Source organism: Lentibacter sp. (assembly GCF_965658795.1).
Taxonomy (GTDB): Bacteria; Pseudomonadota; Alphaproteobacteria; order Rhodobacterales; family Rhodobacteraceae; genus Lentibacter.
On record NZ_CBFHTG010000002.1, the window covers coordinates 85,815 to 103,183 of the forward strand.

The following is a 17,369-nucleotide window of genomic DNA, read 5'->3' on the forward strand; positions in this document are numbered from 1 at the left end:
GACTGGGCTGGTAACGAGGTGTTTCATGGTTTATTTTTCTGTCGCAACGCTCACGCATGTGCTGCTGCTGGGCTTGGCTGCCGTCTCGGGCGGCGGGTTTGTCTGGGCGGCTCTGGCCTACATCACTGTTTTCACCGCTGCACTTGACCGCTTTGTTCCGTTTGTTTTGCCACAAATGCCCGAAGGGGCCGAGTTCCCGACAGGGGCGCGGCTGTCTGTCTTGCTTGGTGCGCTGCATTTTCCGCTGCTGCTTCTGGCGGTGTTTGCCTGCGCCTTTATGAGCCATAGCCCCCTTGAAAAAGTCGGAATTTTTATCGCCTTCGCGCTCTTCTTCGGTCAGGTATCCCACCCCAATGCACATGAGCTTATTCACCGCAAAGAACGCTACGCGCGCCAGCTGGGCCGCTGGGTCTATGCTTCGCTGCTCATGGGGCACCACGCTTCGGCGCATGTTCTCATTCATCACACCCATGTCGGCAGCGATGCAGACCCAAATTCAGCGCCGCGCGGGATGGGTTTTTATCGTTTTTTTATAAATGCTTGGAGGCGGTCTTTCACAGATGGCTTGAAGATTGAGGCCCGCCGTCTCATACAGGCTGGCAAGCCTTCGGGCGCACACCCTTACAGACGGGATGCGATCGTTGGTGCGGGATTTCTGGCCTTGAGCTTTCTCATGGGCCAGTGGCTCGGCCTTGCCGTTTATCTGGGGCTGGCGCTCTATGCCCAGGTGCAGATTTTGCTTGCGGATTATGTGCAGCACTACGGCTTGCGCCGCGCGCAGCTTGAGAGCGGCAAACTTGCCCCCGTAAGCGAAGCGCACTCTTGGAACGCGCCACATTGGTTTTCGTCTTCCCTGACACTGAATGCCCCGCGCCATTCGGACCACCACATGAACCCGCAGCGGCCCTACCCTGCGTTGCGCCTCAAACAGGACGTGATGCCGACATTGCCCCACGCGCTTCCCGTCATGGCGGTGATTGCGCTCTATCCGCCACTCTACCGCAAAGTGATGGCGCGCGCGCTTGCCCGCTTGAAAGAGGTGCAGGAGAGCGCCTAAGCTCAAGGCATGTTACGATATATCTGCCTGATCCTTGCCATGGCGCTGCCAGCGGCCGCGCAAGAGCGACTGACTGGAGACGCCTTTGATGCGTTCACACGTGGACAGACGTTTTACTACGGCTATGACGCAGAGCCATATGGCGCAGAGGAATACCTAGAAGACCGCCGCGTGAGATGGTCGTTTCTGGATGGGCAATGCAAAGAGGGCTACTGGTATGACACGCCAGAGCGCTTGATATGCTTTGTCTATGAAGACCGCCCTGACAGCCCCCAGTGCTGGGCCTTTTTCAACGAAAGCGGAAAGCTGCGCGCCACCTTTGAAAACGGCGCACAAGCAGCGCCACTTTACCAGATTGAACGCACAGAAGAGCCCATGCTCTGCCTTGGGCCCCAAATCGGCGTTTAGCGCAGCTTTGGCGGCTTTTCGGGGTTGCTACCCGGAGCGGCGATCTGCTCGGACTGGACAGGCGCAGGCTGGGGCACGTCAAAGCGCAGGCCCGCGCGCCCGAATTGTGCGCGCAACCCCTCGCTATCGTTGAAGAAGGCCACATCCAGCGTCATGTCTTCCAGACCCGAAAACACCAGCGCCTCGCTTGCCGCTTTGGCCAAGGGCGCTTGGGCGGGCTCTTTTGCGCCCAGAATGGCCAGCATCAGCCCGCCCTCGTCTTTGGACACAAGGTAGGCAACTTTGGCCAACCCGGCCGCGCGGCTCAGTTTGGCATCCAGCGCATGAAGCAGAACCTCCGGGATATCGGGGCTTCGCAGCGCAGCAAGCCCGCCTTTGCGCTTGGGCGCAGGCTCGGCCTCTTCCGGAGCGGCTTGCAGCGTGTCGCGCATCCAGACCAGCGCCTCGGCGGGCAGCATGATAGAGGATGGTGCTACTTCAAGATTGAGCGCCAGCCCGGCCTCCTCGGAGGCCAGCATTTGCGCCATAATACGCCCTGACAGCGCGGCATAGGGCGCGGCACCGCCAGAAAAGGCTGCAAGGCGCTCAGCGGAATCAAACCCGAGAACGTAGCGCGCGCCTTCCACATCGATCATCTGCGGCTCGATGCTGCTCGCCTTGGGCTCGGCCTCCAGCAGCAGAAACACTTCGATATCAGCCAACACCGCATAAAAGCTCATACGCAGGGACACATCATCAGGGTTGCTCATCATAGCCGCGTGGGCCGTATCCAGAACTGTTTTCGTGCTCATGCCAATGCCTCTTTTACCGCTTTGCGCAGTTCGGGCAGCAGATCAGCCTCAAACCACGGGTTCGCCTTTAGCCACCCCGTATTGCGCCACGACGGATGCGGCAAGGGAAAAACCTGTGGCGCATGGTCTCGCCAGCGCTGCACCGTCTCGGTAACCGAGAGACGCGCGCCCAGATGATAACGTTGCGCAGCCGCCCCGATCACCACGCGCAGCTTGATATTGGGGAGATGCTGCATAACGTCATCGTGCCACGTGGCCCCGCACAGTTTGGGCGGGGGCAGATCGCTGCCGCGTGCATCATACCCCGGAAAGCAGAACGCCATCGGCACGATCGCCACATGGGACTGGTCATAAAAGGCATCAGACGTGAGGCCAAGCCAGCTGCGCAAGCGCTCTCCTGAACGGTCATCAAACGGCACACCGCTTTTGTGAACCCGCAGCCCCGGTGCCTGCCCCGCAATGAGCACCCGCGCGCTCGGGCGAAACCAAACAACAGGCCTTGGGCTGTGCTGTGTGTCTGTGCCCGCAAACCGCGGCGCACACATCCGGCACTTCGCAATGTCACTCTGAAGGCTCATGCGGCAAGTTAAGCTCAGATAACAGGCTGCAAACAAGACTAAAATCTGCGACACGCCTGCGCAAATGCGCGGCTTTCCCCTGTTTTTCAACAAGATGTCTTATTTTTGCCCCAAACAACTGTATAGTCTTACGAAACAATAAGTCGGCCTGCGCGCTACAATGTATTTCAAATACATAAACTCTTAGCAAAAGCAGCGTAAGGTCGGCAGGTCAGAGCAGAAACGGAGCGCACATGCTCGAGTTCAACAATGTCAGCAAGTCCTTTTGGACAGGCACACAGAGAAAGGTGATCCTTGAACAGGTCTCTTTCCGTGTGGAGCTTGGCACATCGCTCGGTATTCTTGCGCCCAACGGAACGGGCAAAACCACGCTCATCAATATGATGTCCGGACTTGAGAAGCCTGATGAAGGCTCGATCTTGCGCGAGTGCAAGATCAGCTTTCCTTTGGGTTTCATGGGCGGGGTTGTGGCGCGCCACTCGGCTGTAGAAAACAGCCGCTACATCGCCCGCCTTTACGGGCTTGACCCTGACTATGTAGAAGCGTTTTGCCGCTGGCTCTGCAACCTCGGAGAATATTTTGAACAACCTCTGGGCACCTATAGCCAAGGGATGCGGGCGCGGTTCTCTTTTGCGCTGCTGCTCGCGCTCGACTTTGACATTTACCTGATTGATGAGGGTATGCCCAACTCGACAGATGTTGAATTTAACCGCAAGGCAGGCGAAATTCTGCGTGACAGATTGCGGACCACAACCGTGATCATCGTCTCCCACCAACCCCAAGTGCTTGAGAAATTTGCGCGCTCCGCCGCAGTATTGTTAGATGGCAAGTTGCATATGTTTGACACCCTAGAAGAAGCGAAACAGCTCTATGACTACCAAACCCAAAGCTAGAAAGTTTCGCATAAAACGGACCACGCCTCTTGGCGCAGGAGCAAGCGAGACCGCCCCACAAGCAGCCGCGGCAACAGCCGCCGACACGGGCCGCAGGCCACCCCAGGATGCGTCTCAGACTCAAGCGCGCCAAGGCGCTGTTGAAACTGCGCGCGAGGTCAAGGCAGAGACCGATATCGACGCGATTCGCCGCGAAGGGCTGACAGGGCGTCAGCTGCGCATGGCGCGGCGCATGGCTCAAAAGCACGGGCTGGCGCCGATCTCTGATTTTGACGCGGTCCGCCAGCTGCGCGTCAAAGGCATCGACCCGTTTCAAGCGTCAAACATGCTCGAACTTGTGGTGCCCGGACAGGCCGCCCAAGACGAGGAAACAGGGACGGTTTTGCCCGGCATGGGAAAAGTCCAGCTTCCCCAAACGATCAAACCCGCAGGAGACCAGCTGCCACAAACCGAGGTTTATACAGCGGAGCGGCGGTCACTCGAAATCACCGAGATCCAGCGCGATATTGCGCGCCGCCGACGCAAGCGGCTTGTTTTGCTCCTGTCTCGCCTCTCAGCCTTTGTCTTTCTGCCAACTCTTCTGGCAGGCTGGTATTACTACGCCATCGCGACCCCGATGTACTCGACCAAGTCGGAGTTTCTCATCCAATCTGCCGATGGTGGCGCGGGCGGTGGCCCTTTGAGCGGGCTTATCCCGTCACAGCTGGCAAACAGCCAGGAAAGCATCGCCGTCCAGTCGTATCTGACGTCAAAAGACGCGATGATCCGACTGGATGAAGAAGAGGGCTATAAAGCCCATTTCTCTCAACCCTCGATTGATGCAATCCAGCGCCTTGATGCAGATGCCACCAACGAAGCAGCGCATAAAACCTACAAAAAGAACATCAAGATCGGGTATGATCCTACCGAAGGTGTGGTCAAAATGGAAGTGATTGCTGCCGACCCGCAGATCGCAACTGCGTTTTCAAAAGCGCTGATCTCATATGCGGAAGAGCGGGTAGACGCCTTGTCACAAAATATCCGTGACGATGCCATGGATGATGCCCGCCGCAACCTTGAAACAGCCAAAGTGGAACGCCGCCAAGCGCAGGAAAACCTGATCCGCTTGCAAGAGGTCTACTCTGCCGACCCCACAGAGCAGCTGGCAGCCCTGCGCGGCCAGATCACAACTTACGAGCAACAGCTGCTTGAAAAAAACCTTGGCCTGCAGGCTCTGCTGGACAACCCGCGCCCCAACCAAGCCAAAGTTGACGGCGCGCGCGGCGATGTGCGGCGGCTTGAAAACCTGCTCGACGGGCTTGATGCGCGCATGACCCAGCCAGACAAGACGGGGCTTTCCCTTGTACAGCAGTCAACAGAAATAGAACTTGCCCGCGCCGACTTGGCAACGGCAGACGCATTTTTGCAATCGGCGCTTCAGGGCGAAAAGCAGTCGGCGCTCGAAGCCGGGCGACAGGTGCGCTATCTGACCGTGCCTGTGCGCCCCATTGCGTCTGATGCCCCGAGTTATCCGCGCAAGTTTGAAAACACCATTCTGGCTTTCCTGATCTTTTCAGGGATTTATCTGATGGTGTCATTGACAAGTTCCATCCTGCGCGAGCAAGTCTCGAACTGATCCCGGTAACGGCGCAGCCCACAGTGGCTGCGCCTTCTCTCATATTGAACGTCAAAGAGTATACATATGCAGCCCAAGAACGCTTCTACCCCCAACACATGGTCTTTTCTGCGCGACCCGATGATCACGCCAACAGGCTTTCGCGAGTATGATGCGCGCTGGAAGTACCCCGAAGAGATCAATCTGCCCGGGATCACAGCGCTTGGACTTGGGCTTGGCACCCAGATGCATGAACGCGGCATTGAGCCCGTGATTGCCGTGGGCAATGATTATCGTGACTACTCCCTCTCGATCAAAAACGCGCTGATGCTTGGCCTGATGCAAGCCGGCATTCATGTGAAGGATATCGGCCCGGCCGTGTCGCCTATGGCTTATTTTGCACAGTTCCACCTTGATGCACCTGCTGTGGCCATGGTTACGGCCAGCCACAACCCGAACGGCTGGACAGGCGTAAAAATGGGCTTTGAGCGCCCTCTCACCCATGGCCCAGACGAGATGAACGAGCTGCGCGCCATTGTGCTCGAAGGCCGTGGCGTGGCCCGCGCAGGTGGCTCATACGAGTTTGTTGAAGGTGTGCGGGAAGCCTATATCGACGATCTTGTGGGCGACTTCAAAATGAGCCGCAAGCTGCGGGTTGTCTGCGCCACAGGCAACGGCACGGCCGCGGCCTTTGCGCCAGAGGTGTTTGAGCGCATCGGTGTAGAGGTTGTCCCCTCGCACAACGAACTGGACTACACTTTCCCCCACTACAACCCGAACCCGGAAGCCATGGAAATGCTCCATGACATGAGCGCCTCAGTCAAAAACAGCGGTGCCGATTTTGCCCTTGGCTTTGATGGCGATGGCGACCGTTGCGGAGTGGTGGATGATGAGGGTGAAGAGATTTTTGCCGACAAAGTCGGTGTTATCATGGCCCGTGACCTCAGCAAAATCTATCCCAACAGCACATTTGTGGCAGATGTGAAGTCGACAGGTCTCTTTGCCTCTGATCCCGAGCTTTTGGCAAACGGCGTCACCGCCGACTATTGGAAGACTGGCCACAGCCACATGAAACGCCGTGTGAAAGAGCTGGGCGCTTTGGCGGGCTTTGAAAAGTCGGGGCACTACTTTCTCGCAGAGCCCGTCGGGCGCGGCTATGACTGCGGGCTGCGTGTGGCTGTGGAAATCTGCAAGCTGATGGACCGCAACCCCGCTATGAAGATGTCTGATCTGCGCAAGGCCCTGCCCCAGACATGGGCGACCCCCACAATGTCACCCTATGCGGCAGACACCGAGAAATACGACATCCTTGAGCGCCTTGTCGCCAAGCTGGTGGCCAAGGCCGACGCAGGCGAGCAGATGGCAGGACGCCCTATCAAAGAGGTTGTCACCGTGAATGGTGCCCGCGTTATTCTGGACAACGGCTCATGGGGCCTTGTGCGTGCGAGCTCGAACACGCCCAACCTTGTTGTGGTGTGCGAAAGCTCGGAAAGCGAAGCTGAAATGCGCCAAATCTTTGCCGAGATCGACGCTGTCATTCGCACAGAGCCAGCCGTCGGTGACTACGACCAAACCATCTGACAGGTGCAAAGCCATGCGCGTATCACGGCAACGCACCGTGATACGCGCATGGGTTATGCCGCTGCCAGCCCCCGCCCTTTGAGCAAGGCCTCAACACCTGGCATGCGCCCACGAAAGGCCGTGTAAAGCTCGGCTGCATCGCGCGAGCCACCTGCCCCCAGAATGTTAGCCTCCAGAGACGCGGCCAGCTCGGCATCAAAGGCGTCGCCTTTTTCCTCAAAAGCCTCAAACGCATCTGCGTCCATAACCTCTGACCACATGTAGGAGTAATATCCAGCCGAGTAGCCGTCGCCCGAGAACACATGGGCAAACTGCGGCGTTGCGTGGCGCATTGTGATCGCTGCAGGCATGCCCATTTCAGCAAGGATCTCGGCTTGCCGTGCCATTGGGTCGGCCGGGGCTGCGCCTTCGTGAAAGGCCAGATCCACCATCGCCGAGGCCACATATTCGACAGTCTGAAAGCCCATATCGAAGGTGGCTGCGCCAAGCACTTTGTCCAACAAGGTTTTTGGCATCGCTTCACCCGTTTCGTAGTGGGTGGCAAACTCGGCCAAAACCTCGGGCACCTCGAGCCAGTGCTCATAGAGCTGGCTGGGAAGTTCCACAAAGTCACGCGCCACGGATGTGCCTGAAATGCTCTCGTAGGTGACATTGGACAACATCTGGTGCAACGCATGGCCAAACTCGTGAAACAGCGTGCGCGCGTCATCATAGCTCAGGAGCGCAGGTGTGCCTTTGGCAAAGTTGCACACGTTGATCACAACAGGCGTTTGCACCTCGGGGAACTTGGCCTGCGCCCGCATCGCCGAACACCAAGCACCCGAGCGCTTGGAGCCACGTGCAAAATAATCTCCAATGAAAACGGCAACATGCTGGCCGTCCCGGCTCACATCCCAAGCGCGGCAATCTGCATGGTAGAGCGGCACATCAAGGGGCTTGAACTCCAGCCCGAACAAACGGGTGGCACAGGCAAAGCTCGCCTCGATCATACGGTCGAGCTGAAAATACGGCTTCACCTCCGCTTCATCCAGATCATGCTCTGCAACACGGCGCTTGGCGGCATAGTAGCGCCAGTCCCACGGGGCCAAATCGCCGTTCACCCCCTCTTCGCGCATCATGGCGGTCAGCACCTCGGCGTCTGCTTCGGCCTGGGCCTTGGCCGGGCTCCAAACATCTGTGAGCAGCTGGCGCACGGCAGCAGGCGTGCCCGCCATCTCGGTTTCGAGCTTGTAATCAGCAAAGCTCTCATACCCCAGAAGCGCTGCGCGCTCCGCACGGAGCGCAAGAATTTCGGCGCAAATCTCGGTGTTGTCTGTCGCCCCGCCGTTGGCGCCACGGGCTGTCCAGGCCTCAAAGGCGATCTGGCGCAAATCGCGGCGCGGTGAGAACTGCAAGAAAGGCACGATCAACGAGCGTGAGAGTGTCACAACAGGGCCAGTTGCGCCCTTTTCTTCACCAGCTGCGCGGGCTGTGTCGATCACAAATTGGGGCAGCCCCTCAAGATCTCCCTCTGAAAGCTCCATGAACCAGTCGCGCTCATCGGCCAGCAGGTTCTGGGTGAACTGCGTCCCAAGCTCGGCAAGCCGTGATTTGATCGCAGCCATGCGCGCATCTTCCGCTCCCGTGAGAGCGGCACCTGCGCGCACAAAGCCCCGACGTGTCAGCATCAGCACGCGCGCCTGCTCGTCACTCAACCCAAGCGTGTCCCGCGCGCGCCAGACGGCTTCCACCCGGGAAAACAGCTTTTTATTTGCGGTGATACGCGAGAAATGCGCTGCAAGTTTTGGGGAAAAATCGCGCTGCAAAGCCTCACGCTCTGGCGTGCTATCCGCCCCGGCAACCGTGAAGAAAACAGAGAGCACTTTCTCAAGATCGCCCCCCGCCTGTTCGAGCGCGCCAATCACATTGTCAAAGCTTGCAGGCGTCGCATCTTCGGCAATCGCGCTGATTTCTGCATCATGTGCGGCCAGTGCTTTTTCCAAGGCTGGTGCAAAATCAGCGTCGGAAATTTTGTCAAACGGGGCAATTTTGAAAGGTGTTGTCCAATCGGCGAGTAGCGGATTTGTCATGCGTGTCTCCTCATGCTTGGCCTCAAGCTAAGCTGCAGAGCAGCAAGCTTCAATCACCCAGCCAAAAGATTCGCCTGCCCTCAGCCCTTTTGACAGATCGGGCAGTCTTTGCGCGGTGCGAGCTTGATTTTGCGGCTTTCCCCATAGAGCCCATCGTATATGAGCAGCTCTCCGCGCGTGACATGGCCTGCGCCAGTGAGCAGCTTCACCGCCTCAAGCGCCATCATCGTGCCAATCACTCCGGGCAGCGGGGCCACCACGCCAGCTGCCGCGCAAGAGGGCGCTAGCCCCGCTTCGGGCGCTTCAGGAAAAACACATTGGTAGCAAGGGCCTGACACGGCCGGATGAAAGACAGACAGCTGCCCCTCCCATTGCGCAAGCGCCCCAGAAATCAGCGGTTTCCCCTGCGCGACTGCCGCCGCATTGCTCAAATAGCGGGTCTCGAAATTGTCGGTGCCATCCAGGATGACATCATACTCGGCGAAGAGGCTCTCTGCCAGTTCCGCCGTCAGGCGGCGCTGATAGGGGCGCACCTCGACATACGGGTTCAGCGCCAGCATGGCCTCACAGGCGGATTGCACCTTGGGCAACCCGATCATGTCATCCCGATGAATGACCTGCCGCTGCAAATTGCTGTTGTCGACTGTGTCGTCATCAATCACACCGATGGTGCCCACACCTGCCGCGGCCAGATACATCAAGACAGGGGAGCCAAGCCCGCCTGCCCCGATGACCAGAACTTTGGCCCCCTTGAGCTTCTTTTGCCCTGCCCCGCCAAGCTCGCGCAGCACGATATGGCGCGCATAGCGCTCAAGCTCTGCTTCGCGAAAGGTGCCTTGGGGTTTTGCGGCCACCTCTGGCTCGGCCCGCGCCTTGAGGCGGGAAAGCGCAGCGCTGTAAAGCCCGACACATGCGGCAAAGCCACCGATAAGGGCCCAAGCCGCAAGGTTTCCCTCGGCCAGTGTCACATCAAAAACTGCAGCCGCCACATAGACCAAAGCCATACCAGACCAGACCAACGCGCGCGGCCAGCGCAAGCGCCCCCCCAGCGCCCAGACCATCGCCATGACACCCAGAGTCGCAAGCACCATCAGCTTTGCCCCGTTGAGCCAAAGCCACCTGCGCCGCGCGCTGTGTCTGAGAGCGTCTCGACAAGGTCAAAGCGCGCCTGAAGAACCGGCGCAACAACCATCTGCGCGATGCGGTCGCCATGCTTGATCGTAAAGGCGTCAGACCCGGCGTTCATCACAATCACCCCAAGGGAGCCGCGATAATCGGCATCAATTGTGCCCGGGCTGTTTGGCAGCGTGATCCCGTGCTTGAGCGCGAGGCCCGAGCGCGGGCGCAGCTGCACCTCATAGCCCTGCGGAATTTCGAGGCGCAGCCCGGTTGGCACCAGCGCACGCGCACCAGCGGCCAGCGTGATCTGCCCGCGATCAGCCAGATTTGCGCGAATATCAGCCCCGGCCGCGCCTGCGGTTTCGTAGGCAGGAAGCTCAAGGCTCTGATCTGCGCCTGCATCCCACATGACATTTACAGTGACCACATCTCGCCCCTTGTTTGAAAGTTCACGCTCAAACCCATCAGCCAAGCGCCGCCGCAATCTGCGCGGCAAGCTGGCGCGCCACGTCTGATTTGCTCATGCGCGGCCAGCTCTCGCTGCCCTCAGCCGTGATCAGCTGCACAGCGTTTTCGCTTCCGCCCATAATCCCTGTCTCCGGGCTGACATCGTTGGCAACGATCCAGTCACACCCCTTGCGGATGCGCTTTGCCGTCGCGTTGGCCAGCACATCATCTGTCTCGGCTGCAAAGCCGACAACAAGCTTGGGGCGGCCTTTTGGCAGCTGGCTGACATGGGCCAGAATATCGGGGTTCTCGACAAACTCGAGCACAGGCAACTGGCCTTTGTCTTTCTTGATTTTGGAGCTGCTTTCGCCCTTTACGCGCCAGTCTGCCACCGCAGCGGCAAAGACAGCCGCATCAACGGGCAGCGCCCCTTCAACGGCCGCAAGCATCTCTTGTGCGCTCACCACCGAGACGACCTCCACACCTTGCGGAGGGGCGACATCGGCAGGCCCTGTGACAAAGACAACCTCGGCCCCGAGCGCGGCAAGAGCCGAAGCAATGGCCGTGCCTTGCGCACCAGAGGAGCGGTTGGCGATATAGCGCACAGGGTCAATCGGCTCGTGGGTGGGGCCGGATGTGACCAACACACGTCTGCCCTTGAGAGGGCCGTCAGACAGGGCACTCTCGATTGCTGCAAGAATCTCCATCGGCTCGGCCATACGCCCGGCGCCATGTTCGCCACAAGCCATATCCCCCGAGTTTGGCCCGACAAGCCGTAAGCCATCCGCCAGAAGCGTGGACAGATTGCGCTGTGTTGCAGGGTGCTCCCACATACGCACATTCATCGCAGGTGCCATCAGAACAGGGGTATCTGTCGCCATCAGCAGGGTTGTGGCAAGGTCATTGGCGTGGCCCCCGGCCATCTTGGCCATCAGGTCAGCGGTGGCAGGCGCAACAACCACAAGATCCGCCACACGGCTCAGTTGGATATGGCCCATCTCGGCCTCATCTGTCAGATCAAAAAGATCCGTGTAAGCCTTCTCCCCTGCAAGGGCCGACACCGAGAGAGGCGTTACAAACTGCTGCGCCGCCCGCGTGAGAACAGGGGTCACATGCGCGCCGCGCTCTTTCAGGCGGCGGATCAGCTCAAGGCATTTATATGCCGCAATCCCGCCCCCGATGATTAGAAGTACTCTCTTGTCAGCCAGCATTGCGGCCCCCGCTTTTTTCTCTTGGCACAAGAGTTAAGCCGAGCCGCGGGCAAACTCAATGGCCTCAGTCTTGCTGAGGCTGCCACAGGCCACTCTGCGGGGCGGCGTAACTTCACTTCCCACAAGTTGCAAAACAACCTAAACAGGCGTCATGACATATGATTTGTATATTGGTGACAGGGCCTTTTCGAGCTGGTCATTGCGCGGCTGGTTGATGCTTGAAAAGTTTGGCTTGCCTTACAAGGCTCATCTTGTGGGGCTCTATGCGGGCACAATGGCCAAAGATCTTGCGCCACTCGCGCCTGCGCGCACGGTGCCTGTTTTGCGCTGTGAAGACGGGTCTATCTTGTATGATAGCCTCGCCATGGCTGAAGAGCTGGCGACCCGCCATCCTGAGGCTGATATGTGGCCAAGCGAGCCGAAAGCACGCGCACTGGCTCGCTCGATGACATCCGAAATGCACGCTGGCTTTCCAGCGCTGCGCGGCACGTGCCCTATGCAACTTTTCCACCAATGGGTCGGGTTTGAAGCTTCGGCAGCCGCGCTGGCCGAGCTTGAGCGCCTGGAGCTTCTGTTTATACATGCGAAAGCGCAGGCCTCTGACGGGCCATGGCTCTTTGGCGCTTACTCACTGGCGGATGTCTTCTATGCGCCGCTCATGGCACGAATTGCAGGCTACGGCCTGCCTGTTGGCCCAGATATCGCGGCCTATATGGCAACCACTTTGGCTGACCCCGCTTTTGTGGCATGGCGCAAAGAAGGCATAACCCTTTCCTATGATCCGTTCCCATACCCACAAGATCTGCCCAAAGCCGACTGGCCAAGCTTTTCAAACGGATGTGGCCAGATTTAACGATCTTGTTAACCAAATCTAAACCAGAATTGCATACCCGTTAACCAACACGGGTTTTGGTAAATGGTATCACGGACATATACAGTGGCATTTGAGGGCGTAGAGGCGCGCACTGTCGAGGTGCAATGCGCTGTCACACCCGGCTTGCCGTCTTTTTCCATTGTCGGCTTACCTGACAAAGCCGTTTCAGAAGCGCGTGACCGTGTTCGCGCGGCGCTCTCAGCGCTTTCTATCGCCCTGCCCTCCAAGCGGCTGACCATCAACCTCTCGCCGGCCGACATGCCCAAAGAAGGCAGCCACTTTGACCTGCCCATCGCTTTGGCCTTGCTCGCCGCTTTGGGAATATTGCCTGACGATGCTGTTGAGGGTGTTACCTCTTTGGGCGAGCTTTCCCTTGATGGCGCGCTTGTGCCTGTCATCGGGGCGTTGCCTGCGGCACTGGCCGCAGCTGAAGAAGGCCGCAGCTTGGTCTGCCCTGAAGCTTCCGGTGCAGAGGCTGCATGGGTTGACGCCGCGCAAGTGATCGCACCGTCGTCATTGCTCCATGCGATCCAGCATCTCACAGGCCAGATGCCCCTGCCCCCCGCCCAAGCGGGCGAAGTCCGCGCAGAAAGCGGCGGGCGTGACCTGCGCGATGTGAAGGGACAAGAGCGCGCCAAACGCGCGCTGGAGATCGCCGCAGCAGGGCGCCACCACATGATTATGATCGGCACGCCGGGGTCGGGAAAATCGATGCTCGCCGCGCGCATGCCCTCTATCCTGCCGCCGCTCAGCGCCAGCGAGGCGCTGGAAACATCCATGATCCACTCGCTCTCGGGGCTGATCGAGGAAGGCGGGATCTCGCGCCTGCGCCCCTTTCGAGAGCCACACCATACCGCGTCAATGGCCGCAATCGTGGGCGGAGGGCGCAGCGCCAAGCCTGGCGAGATCAGCCTTGCGCACAACGGTGTTCTGTTCATGGACGAGTTCCCGGAGTTTCCTCGCGCCGTTTTGGAAACGCTGCGTCAGCCCATAGAGACAGGCGAAGTGGTGGTGAGCCGCGCCAATGCCCATGTGCGCTACCCCTGCCGCTTTTTGCTTATTGCGGCCGCAAACCCTTGCAAATGTGGCTATCTGTTTGACCCCGCCCGCGCCTGTGCCCGTGTGCCCATGTGCGGAGAAGATTACCTTGGGCGCATTTCTGGCCCGCTGATGGACCGCTTTGATCTGCGTCTTGATGTTCCCGCTGTCTCGCTGGGCGATCTCGATTTGCCCGCAAGCGGCGCCACATCGGCGGAAATTGCCGCCAATGTTGCGCGGGCTCGCGCCGCACAGGCGACGCGCTTTTCTGAGGTTTCCGAAATGCACCTGAACGCCGATGCAGAAGGAGCTCTTTTGGAGGAAATCGCCGCACCAGACGCAGAGGGGCGCGCCTTTTTGCTCAAAGCCGCCGACAAATTTGGCCTGACGGCACGCGGCTATCACCGGATCTTGCGGGTCGCGCGGACGATTGCCGACCTTGACGGCGCAGCAGACGTGCGCAAAGCCCACATTGCCGAGGCGGTCAGCTTTCGCGTGGGTGGTGTGGCAGGGAGCTGATCCAGCGCGCAGTCGTGCCAATCGCGTCTCGCGCTTCGGGCAGCCAGCCGTCCAGCATTTGCCACACATGCGGAGCATCCGCCCACATCTCCAAGCGCACATCGGCACCAAAGGCACGCAAACGGGTCTCCATGCGCGTGGAATCATCGCGCAAAATTTCGGAGTGAGAGGCCTGCAACAAAACAGGCGGACACTTGGGAAACCGCGCAAACAGCGGCGAAGCGCGCGGATCATCTGGCGCGGTTTCACCGAGGATCATAGCCGCCAGCTCGGGCGCACGATCGGCGGCAAAGAAGTGATCTTGCGTGCTATTTTCCTGCATGGACGCGCCAGAGAATGTCTGGTCGGTAAAAGGCGACCACGCGAAAAGCCCTGCTGGTGGCGTCTGCGCGTCACAAAGGTCTGCCAGCAAAGCCAGCGCCAGCCCGCCCCCCGCACTGTCGCCACCCAGAACGATCTGTTCAGGCGCATAGCCCAATCCAAGCAGATGCTGCCAAGCGCGCCTCACATCTTCCAGCGCCGCAGGAATGGGATGCTCCGGTGCGAGGCGATACGCGGGAAGAAAGGCTCTCGCCCCACTCATCCGGCACAGCCGCGCGACCATGCGCTTGTGGGTGTGCGGCGTCCCCGCAATATAGCCACCACCATGAATATAAAGCAAAACACCTGCGCTTGTGACAGGGCCACTCGACACCCAAAGCGCAGGCAAGCCACAATAGGATGTCTTGGAAAAAACGGCCCCCTCTGGGGTGCGGAAAATCAATCTCGCAGCGCGATCCAAATGCCTGCGCACCACCTCTGGCGCGGTCACACGGCCTGTCAGCCTGCGCAGGAGGGGGCGCACAACGGCCCCCATCACGCGCAGCTGCCAGCTCATGCGCGTTTGGCTTCGATCGCTTCCCAGATTTTGGCCGCGATGTTCACACCATCAAAGCGCTCAAGCTCCTGAATACCGGTTGGTGAGGTCACGTTGATCTCGGTGAGATAGTCACCGATCACATCAATCCCGACAAAAACCTGCCCTTTTTCCTTCAGGAGCGGGCCGATGCGCGCACAGATTTCAAGGTCGCGCTCGGTCAGGCCAACTTTTTCCGGCCGCCCGCCCACATGCATATTGGAGCGTGTTTCGCCCGCCGCTGGCACACGGTTGATCGCGCCCACAGGCGCGCCATCAACCAAAATGACCCGCTTGTCGCCATTGGACACATCAGGCAGGAATTTCTGCATAATCAGTGGCTCGCGGCTGTTGGCCGAGAACAGCTCATGCAACGATGCAAGGTTGCGGTCTTCCGCTGTGAGGCGGAAGACACCTGCGCCGCCGTTGCCGTAGAGCGGCTTCAAGATCACGTCTTTATGCGCGGCCTTAAAGGCCTTCAGATCTTCCAGATCACGTGTCACCATGGTCGGCGGTGTGAGATCAGGGAAATCGAGAACAAGCAGTTTCTCAGGATAGTTGCGAACCCAGAACGGGTCATTCACGACCAGCGTGTCGGGGTGAATGCGGTCGAGAAGATGCGTTGTTGTGATATAAAACATATCAAACGGCGGATCCTGGCGCAGCCAGACCACATCGAATGTCGACAGATCAACCTCGGTTTCGTCTCCAAGCGTGTAGTGGTTGCCCTCTTCGCGGCGCACGGTCAGGGGCCACCCACGGGCAAGAACGCGCCCCTCGCGATAGCTCAGGCGCTCGGGTGTGTAATAAAACAGCTCATGCCCGCGCGCTTGCGCCTCTTCAGCGATCCGAAAGCTGCTATCAGCGTTGATGTTGATTGGCCCGATCGGGTCCATTTGGAAAGCAATTTTCATAATGCGGCCTTATTGCAGAAGTTGCTTCATAAATGGCCGAGAACGCAGCAGGGTTCAATGGCTCAAGCGCCAAAAGCGTTTTTCACAATATGACAAGCCCCCGTGCCATTCACCACGGCCACATCGATCCGCATAAGGCTCAGCCGCCCGTCGGGTAGGACGGCTGCATACTCTTCTGCCGCAGAGGCAATGCGCATCATCTGTGCTGGCCCAATGCGCTCGACAGCTTGTGCAAAGTCGCGTGCGCGCTTCACTTCCACAAAGACTGTCTCGTTGTTTTTGGAAAAGATCAGATCAATCTCGCCTGCCTTGCCCCGCCAGCGCTGCTGTAAAAGGGTGTAGCCCGCCTGCTCATAGCGCCGCTGTGCGATATGTTCGGCGGCCAATCCCGCGTGGTAGGCTGTCGCGCCGCGCTTGCGCGCGCGCTCGGAGGGTGAAGTAGTCGTTTTGGCAAACATAGCTTTGTTCACCACATCAAGCCTAACAAAAGCTTAAGACTTTTGCAGTTCCAGCCCGATTTGATAAATTTCGCGGCGCTTAACACCGGTTTCTTGAGCCAACTTGTCAGCAGCATCGCGCAAGCTCATCTCGGGCAGCAGCGCTTCAAGCCCTGACACCAGCACATCCCGGCTCACCTCTTTTTCTGCGCCTTTGCCGATCAACACAACAATCTCGCCCTTCAGGCTCCGCTCTGCCAGCTGTGCTGTCAGCTCATCCAACGTGCCGTGCAGCACCTCTTCAAACTTTTTGGTCAGCTCTCGGCAAATCCGCCCTTCGCGCTCACCCCCCAAGACTTCGGCGGCATCGGCGATCATGGCGGCAATGCGCTTGGGAGATTCGTAAAACACAAGCGTGCCTTGCGTCGCCTCAAAGGTCTTCAAGGCCTTGCGGCGAGCCGATTTTGCATTGGGCAAAAAGCCTGCGAAGGTGAAGATATCGGTGGGCAAGCCCCCCAGCGTCAGCGCGGTGATTACGGCAGATGGCCCCGGCAGTGACGTAACACCGAAGCCTGCCGCCTGAACTTCACGCACCAGATGATACCCGGGATCAGCGATCATCGGAGTTCCCGCCTCAGACGCATAGGCGACCGATTGCCCAGCGGCCAAAGCCTTGAGCAGCTTTGGGCGGGCACGGTCTCCATTGTGATCGTGATAGGCGATCACGGGGCGGTCTTTGAGCGGTATGCCGTGGATTTCCATCAGCTTTTTGAGCGTACGGGTGTCCTCGGCTGCCAAGACATCCGCACTTGCCAAGACATCAAGTGTGCGCAGTGTAATGTCGCGGGCTGTGCCCAAGGGCGTCGCCAGCAGGTAGAGCATGGGCGCAAGTGTGCCTTCTTGATGATTCACCTCTAGACCCTCGCGCCTTGACGTTTATGATT

17 protein-coding genes are annotated in these 17,369 nt (G+C 59.0%); 7 read left to right on the top strand and 10 right to left on the bottom strand.

Going from position 1 to position 17,369, the window contains the following annotated elements:
• Positions 1–25: 25 nt before the first annotated feature.
• Together ACTG3X_RS01850 and ACTG3X_RS01855 are read left to right on the top strand one after the other, a co-directional pair.
• Positions 26–1,057, top strand: a complete 1,032-nt coding sequence (locus ACTG3X_RS01850) for an alkane 1-monooxygenase (RefSeq protein WP_439109525.1) — start codon at positions 26–28, stop codon at positions 1,055–1,057.
• A gap of 9 nt (positions 1,058–1,066) precedes the next feature.
• Entirely contained in the window at positions 1,067–1,465 is a 399-nt protein-coding gene (locus ACTG3X_RS01855; protein ID WP_439109526.1) for a hypothetical protein, read from the top strand.
• Here the strand turns inward: ACTG3X_RS01855 and ACTG3X_RS01860 are convergent.
• Both ACTG3X_RS01860 and ACTG3X_RS01865 read right to left on the bottom strand, forming a co-directional pair.
• Positions 1,462–2,256, bottom strand: coding sequence for an SseB family protein (locus ACTG3X_RS01860; RefSeq protein ID WP_439109527.1), 795 nt, complete (start codon positions 2,254–2,256; stop codon positions 1,462–1,464). The two genes, ACTG3X_RS01855 and ACTG3X_RS01860, sit on opposite strands and share 4 nt — an antisense overlap.
• On the bottom strand, positions 2,253–2,834 hold the full coding sequence (locus ACTG3X_RS01865; RefSeq protein WP_439109528.1) for a uracil-DNA glycosylase family protein: 582 nt from the start codon (positions 2,832–2,834) through the stop codon (positions 2,253–2,255). Before ACTG3X_RS01865 ends, ACTG3X_RS01860 begins: the two co-directional genes overlap by 4 nt.
• Positions 2,835–3,067: 233 nt before the next feature.
• On the opposite strand from ACTG3X_RS01865, the gene ACTG3X_RS01870 reads away from it, so the two are divergent.
• From ACTG3X_RS01870 to ACTG3X_RS01880, 3 genes are all read left to right on the top strand, one after another.
• The gene (locus ACTG3X_RS01870; RefSeq protein ID WP_439109529.1) at positions 3,068–3,727 is read left to right on the top strand and encodes an ABC transporter ATP-binding protein; all 660 of its coding nucleotides are present in this window, start codon (positions 3,068–3,070) and stop codon (positions 3,725–3,727) included.
• Positions 3,705–5,342, top strand: coding sequence for a capsule biosynthesis protein (locus ACTG3X_RS01875; RefSeq protein WP_439109530.1), 1,638 nt, complete (start codon positions 3,705–3,707; stop codon positions 5,340–5,342). The genes ACTG3X_RS01870 and ACTG3X_RS01875 overlap by 23 nt, the downstream gene beginning before the upstream one ends.
• 66 nt (positions 5,343–5,408) lie before the next feature.
• Complete coding sequence (locus ACTG3X_RS01880) at positions 5,409–6,902, top strand: phosphomannomutase/phosphoglucomutase (protein ID WP_439109531.1); 1,494 nt, start codon at positions 5,409–5,411, stop codon at positions 6,900–6,902.
• 53 nt (positions 6,903–6,955) lie between these two features.
• On the opposite strand, the gene ACTG3X_RS01885 is transcribed toward ACTG3X_RS01880, so the two are convergent.
• The 4 genes from ACTG3X_RS01885 to coaBC all read right to left on the bottom strand — a co-directional run bounded on the left by ACTG3X_RS01885 (position 6,956) and on the right by coaBC (position 11,748).
• Positions 6,956–8,971, bottom strand: a complete 2,016-nt coding sequence (locus ACTG3X_RS01885) for a M3 family metallopeptidase (protein ID WP_439109532.1) — start codon at positions 8,969–8,971, stop codon at positions 6,956–6,958.
• A gap of 80 nt (positions 8,972–9,051) precedes the next feature.
• Entirely contained in the window at positions 9,052–10,062 is a 1,011-nt protein-coding gene (locus ACTG3X_RS01890) for a HesA/MoeB/ThiF family protein (RefSeq protein ID WP_439109533.1), read from the bottom strand.
• Complete coding sequence (gene dut, locus ACTG3X_RS01895) at positions 10,062–10,499, bottom strand: dUTP diphosphatase (protein ID WP_439109677.1); 438 nt, start codon at positions 10,497–10,499, stop codon at positions 10,062–10,064. Before dut ends, ACTG3X_RS01890 begins: the two co-directional genes overlap by 1 nt.
• A gap of 55 nt (positions 10,500–10,554) precedes the next feature.
• Entirely contained in the window at positions 10,555–11,748 is a 1,194-nt protein-coding gene (gene coaBC, locus ACTG3X_RS01900) for a bifunctional phosphopantothenoylcysteine decarboxylase/phosphopantothenate--cysteine ligase CoaBC (RefSeq protein ID WP_439109534.1), read from the bottom strand.
• 151 nt (positions 11,749–11,899) lie between these two features.
• Between coaBC and ACTG3X_RS01905 the strand changes: the two genes are divergently transcribed.
• Both ACTG3X_RS01905 and ACTG3X_RS01910 read left to right on the top strand, forming a co-directional pair.
• Entirely contained in the window at positions 11,900–12,601 is a 702-nt protein-coding gene (locus ACTG3X_RS01905; protein WP_439109535.1) for a glutathione S-transferase family protein, read from the top strand.
• A 63-nt stretch (positions 12,602–12,664) separates the two neighbouring features.
• Positions 12,665–14,179: a YifB family Mg chelatase-like AAA ATPase gene (locus ACTG3X_RS01910; protein WP_439109536.1), complete on the top strand. Its 1,515-nt coding sequence runs from the start codon at positions 12,665–12,667 to the stop codon at positions 14,177–14,179.
• Here the strand turns inward: ACTG3X_RS01910 and ACTG3X_RS01915 are convergent.
• The 4 genes from ACTG3X_RS01915 to rsmI form a co-directional block, all read right to left on the bottom strand.
• Complete coding sequence (locus tag ACTG3X_RS01915; RefSeq protein ID WP_439109537.1) at positions 14,145–15,056, bottom strand: alpha/beta hydrolase fold domain-containing protein; 912 nt, start codon at positions 15,054–15,056, stop codon at positions 14,145–14,147. The two genes, ACTG3X_RS01910 and ACTG3X_RS01915, sit on opposite strands and share 35 nt — an antisense overlap.
• Positions 15,053–15,988, bottom strand: a complete 936-nt coding sequence (gene gshB, locus ACTG3X_RS01920) for a glutathione synthase (protein ID WP_439109538.1) — start codon at positions 15,986–15,988, stop codon at positions 15,053–15,055. Before gshB ends, ACTG3X_RS01915 begins: the two co-directional genes overlap by 4 nt.
• Positions 15,989–16,050: 62 nt before the next feature.
• Positions 16,051–16,458, bottom strand: coding sequence for a YraN family protein (locus ACTG3X_RS01925; RefSeq protein ID WP_439109539.1), 408 nt, complete (start codon positions 16,456–16,458; stop codon positions 16,051–16,053).
• Between the two features lie 21 nt (positions 16,459–16,479).
• Positions 16,480–17,337, bottom strand: a complete 858-nt coding sequence (rsmI, locus tag ACTG3X_RS01930) for a 16S rRNA (cytidine(1402)-2'-O)-methyltransferase (RefSeq protein ID WP_439109540.1) — start codon at positions 17,335–17,337, stop codon at positions 16,480–16,482.
• Positions 17,338–17,369 lie beyond the last annotated feature (32 nt).

Excerpts from the sequence above, each read along its gene's own strand:
- ACTG3X_RS01850 (WP_439109525.1), top strand. The coding sequence starts at position 26 with ATGGTTTATTTTTCTGTCGCAACGCTCACGCATGTGCTGCTGCTGGGC.
- ACTG3X_RS01885 (WP_439109532.1), bottom strand. The coding sequence starts at position 8,971 with ATGACAAATCCGCTACTCGCCGATTGGACAACACCTTTCAAAATTGCC.
- dut (WP_439109677.1), bottom strand. The coding sequence starts at position 10,499 with ATGTGGGATGCAGGCGCAGATCAGAGCCTTGAGCTTCCTGCCTACGAA.
- gshB (WP_439109538.1), bottom strand. The coding sequence starts at position 15,988 with ATGAAAATTGCTTTCCAAATGGACCCGATCGGGCCAATCAACATCAAC.
- ACTG3X_RS01860 (WP_439109527.1), bottom strand. The coding sequence starts at position 2,256 with ATGAGCACGAAAACAGTTCTGGATACGGCCCACGCGGCTATGATGAGC.
- ACTG3X_RS01870 (WP_439109529.1), top strand. The coding sequence starts at position 3,068 with ATGCTCGAGTTCAACAATGTCAGCAAGTCCTTTTGGACAGGCACACAG.
- ACTG3X_RS01890 (WP_439109533.1), bottom strand. The coding sequence starts at position 10,062 with ATGGTGCTTGCGACTCTGGGTGTCATGGCGATGGTCTGGGCGCTGGGG.
- ACTG3X_RS01905 (WP_439109535.1), top strand. The coding sequence starts at position 11,900 with ATGACATATGATTTGTATATTGGTGACAGGGCCTTTTCGAGCTGGTCA.
- ACTG3X_RS01880 (WP_439109531.1), top strand. The coding sequence starts at position 5,409 with ATGCAGCCCAAGAACGCTTCTACCCCCAACACATGGTCTTTTCTGCGC.
- ACTG3X_RS01910 (WP_439109536.1), top strand. The coding sequence starts at position 12,665 with ATGGTATCACGGACATATACAGTGGCATTTGAGGGCGTAGAGGCGCGC.
- coaBC (WP_439109534.1), bottom strand. The coding sequence starts at position 11,748 with ATGCTGGCTGACAAGAGAGTACTTCTAATCATCGGGGGCGGGATTGCG.
- ACTG3X_RS01855 (WP_439109526.1), top strand. The coding sequence starts at position 1,067 with ATGTTACGATATATCTGCCTGATCCTTGCCATGGCGCTGCCAGCGGCC.
- ACTG3X_RS01865 (WP_439109528.1), bottom strand. The coding sequence starts at position 2,834 with ATGAGCCTTCAGAGTGACATTGCGAAGTGCCGGATGTGTGCGCCGCGG.
- ACTG3X_RS01875 (WP_439109530.1), top strand. The coding sequence starts at position 3,705 with ATGACTACCAAACCCAAAGCTAGAAAGTTTCGCATAAAACGGACCACG.
- ACTG3X_RS01915 (WP_439109537.1), bottom strand. The coding sequence starts at position 15,056 with ATGAGCTGGCAGCTGCGCGTGATGGGGGCCGTTGTGCGCCCCCTCCTG.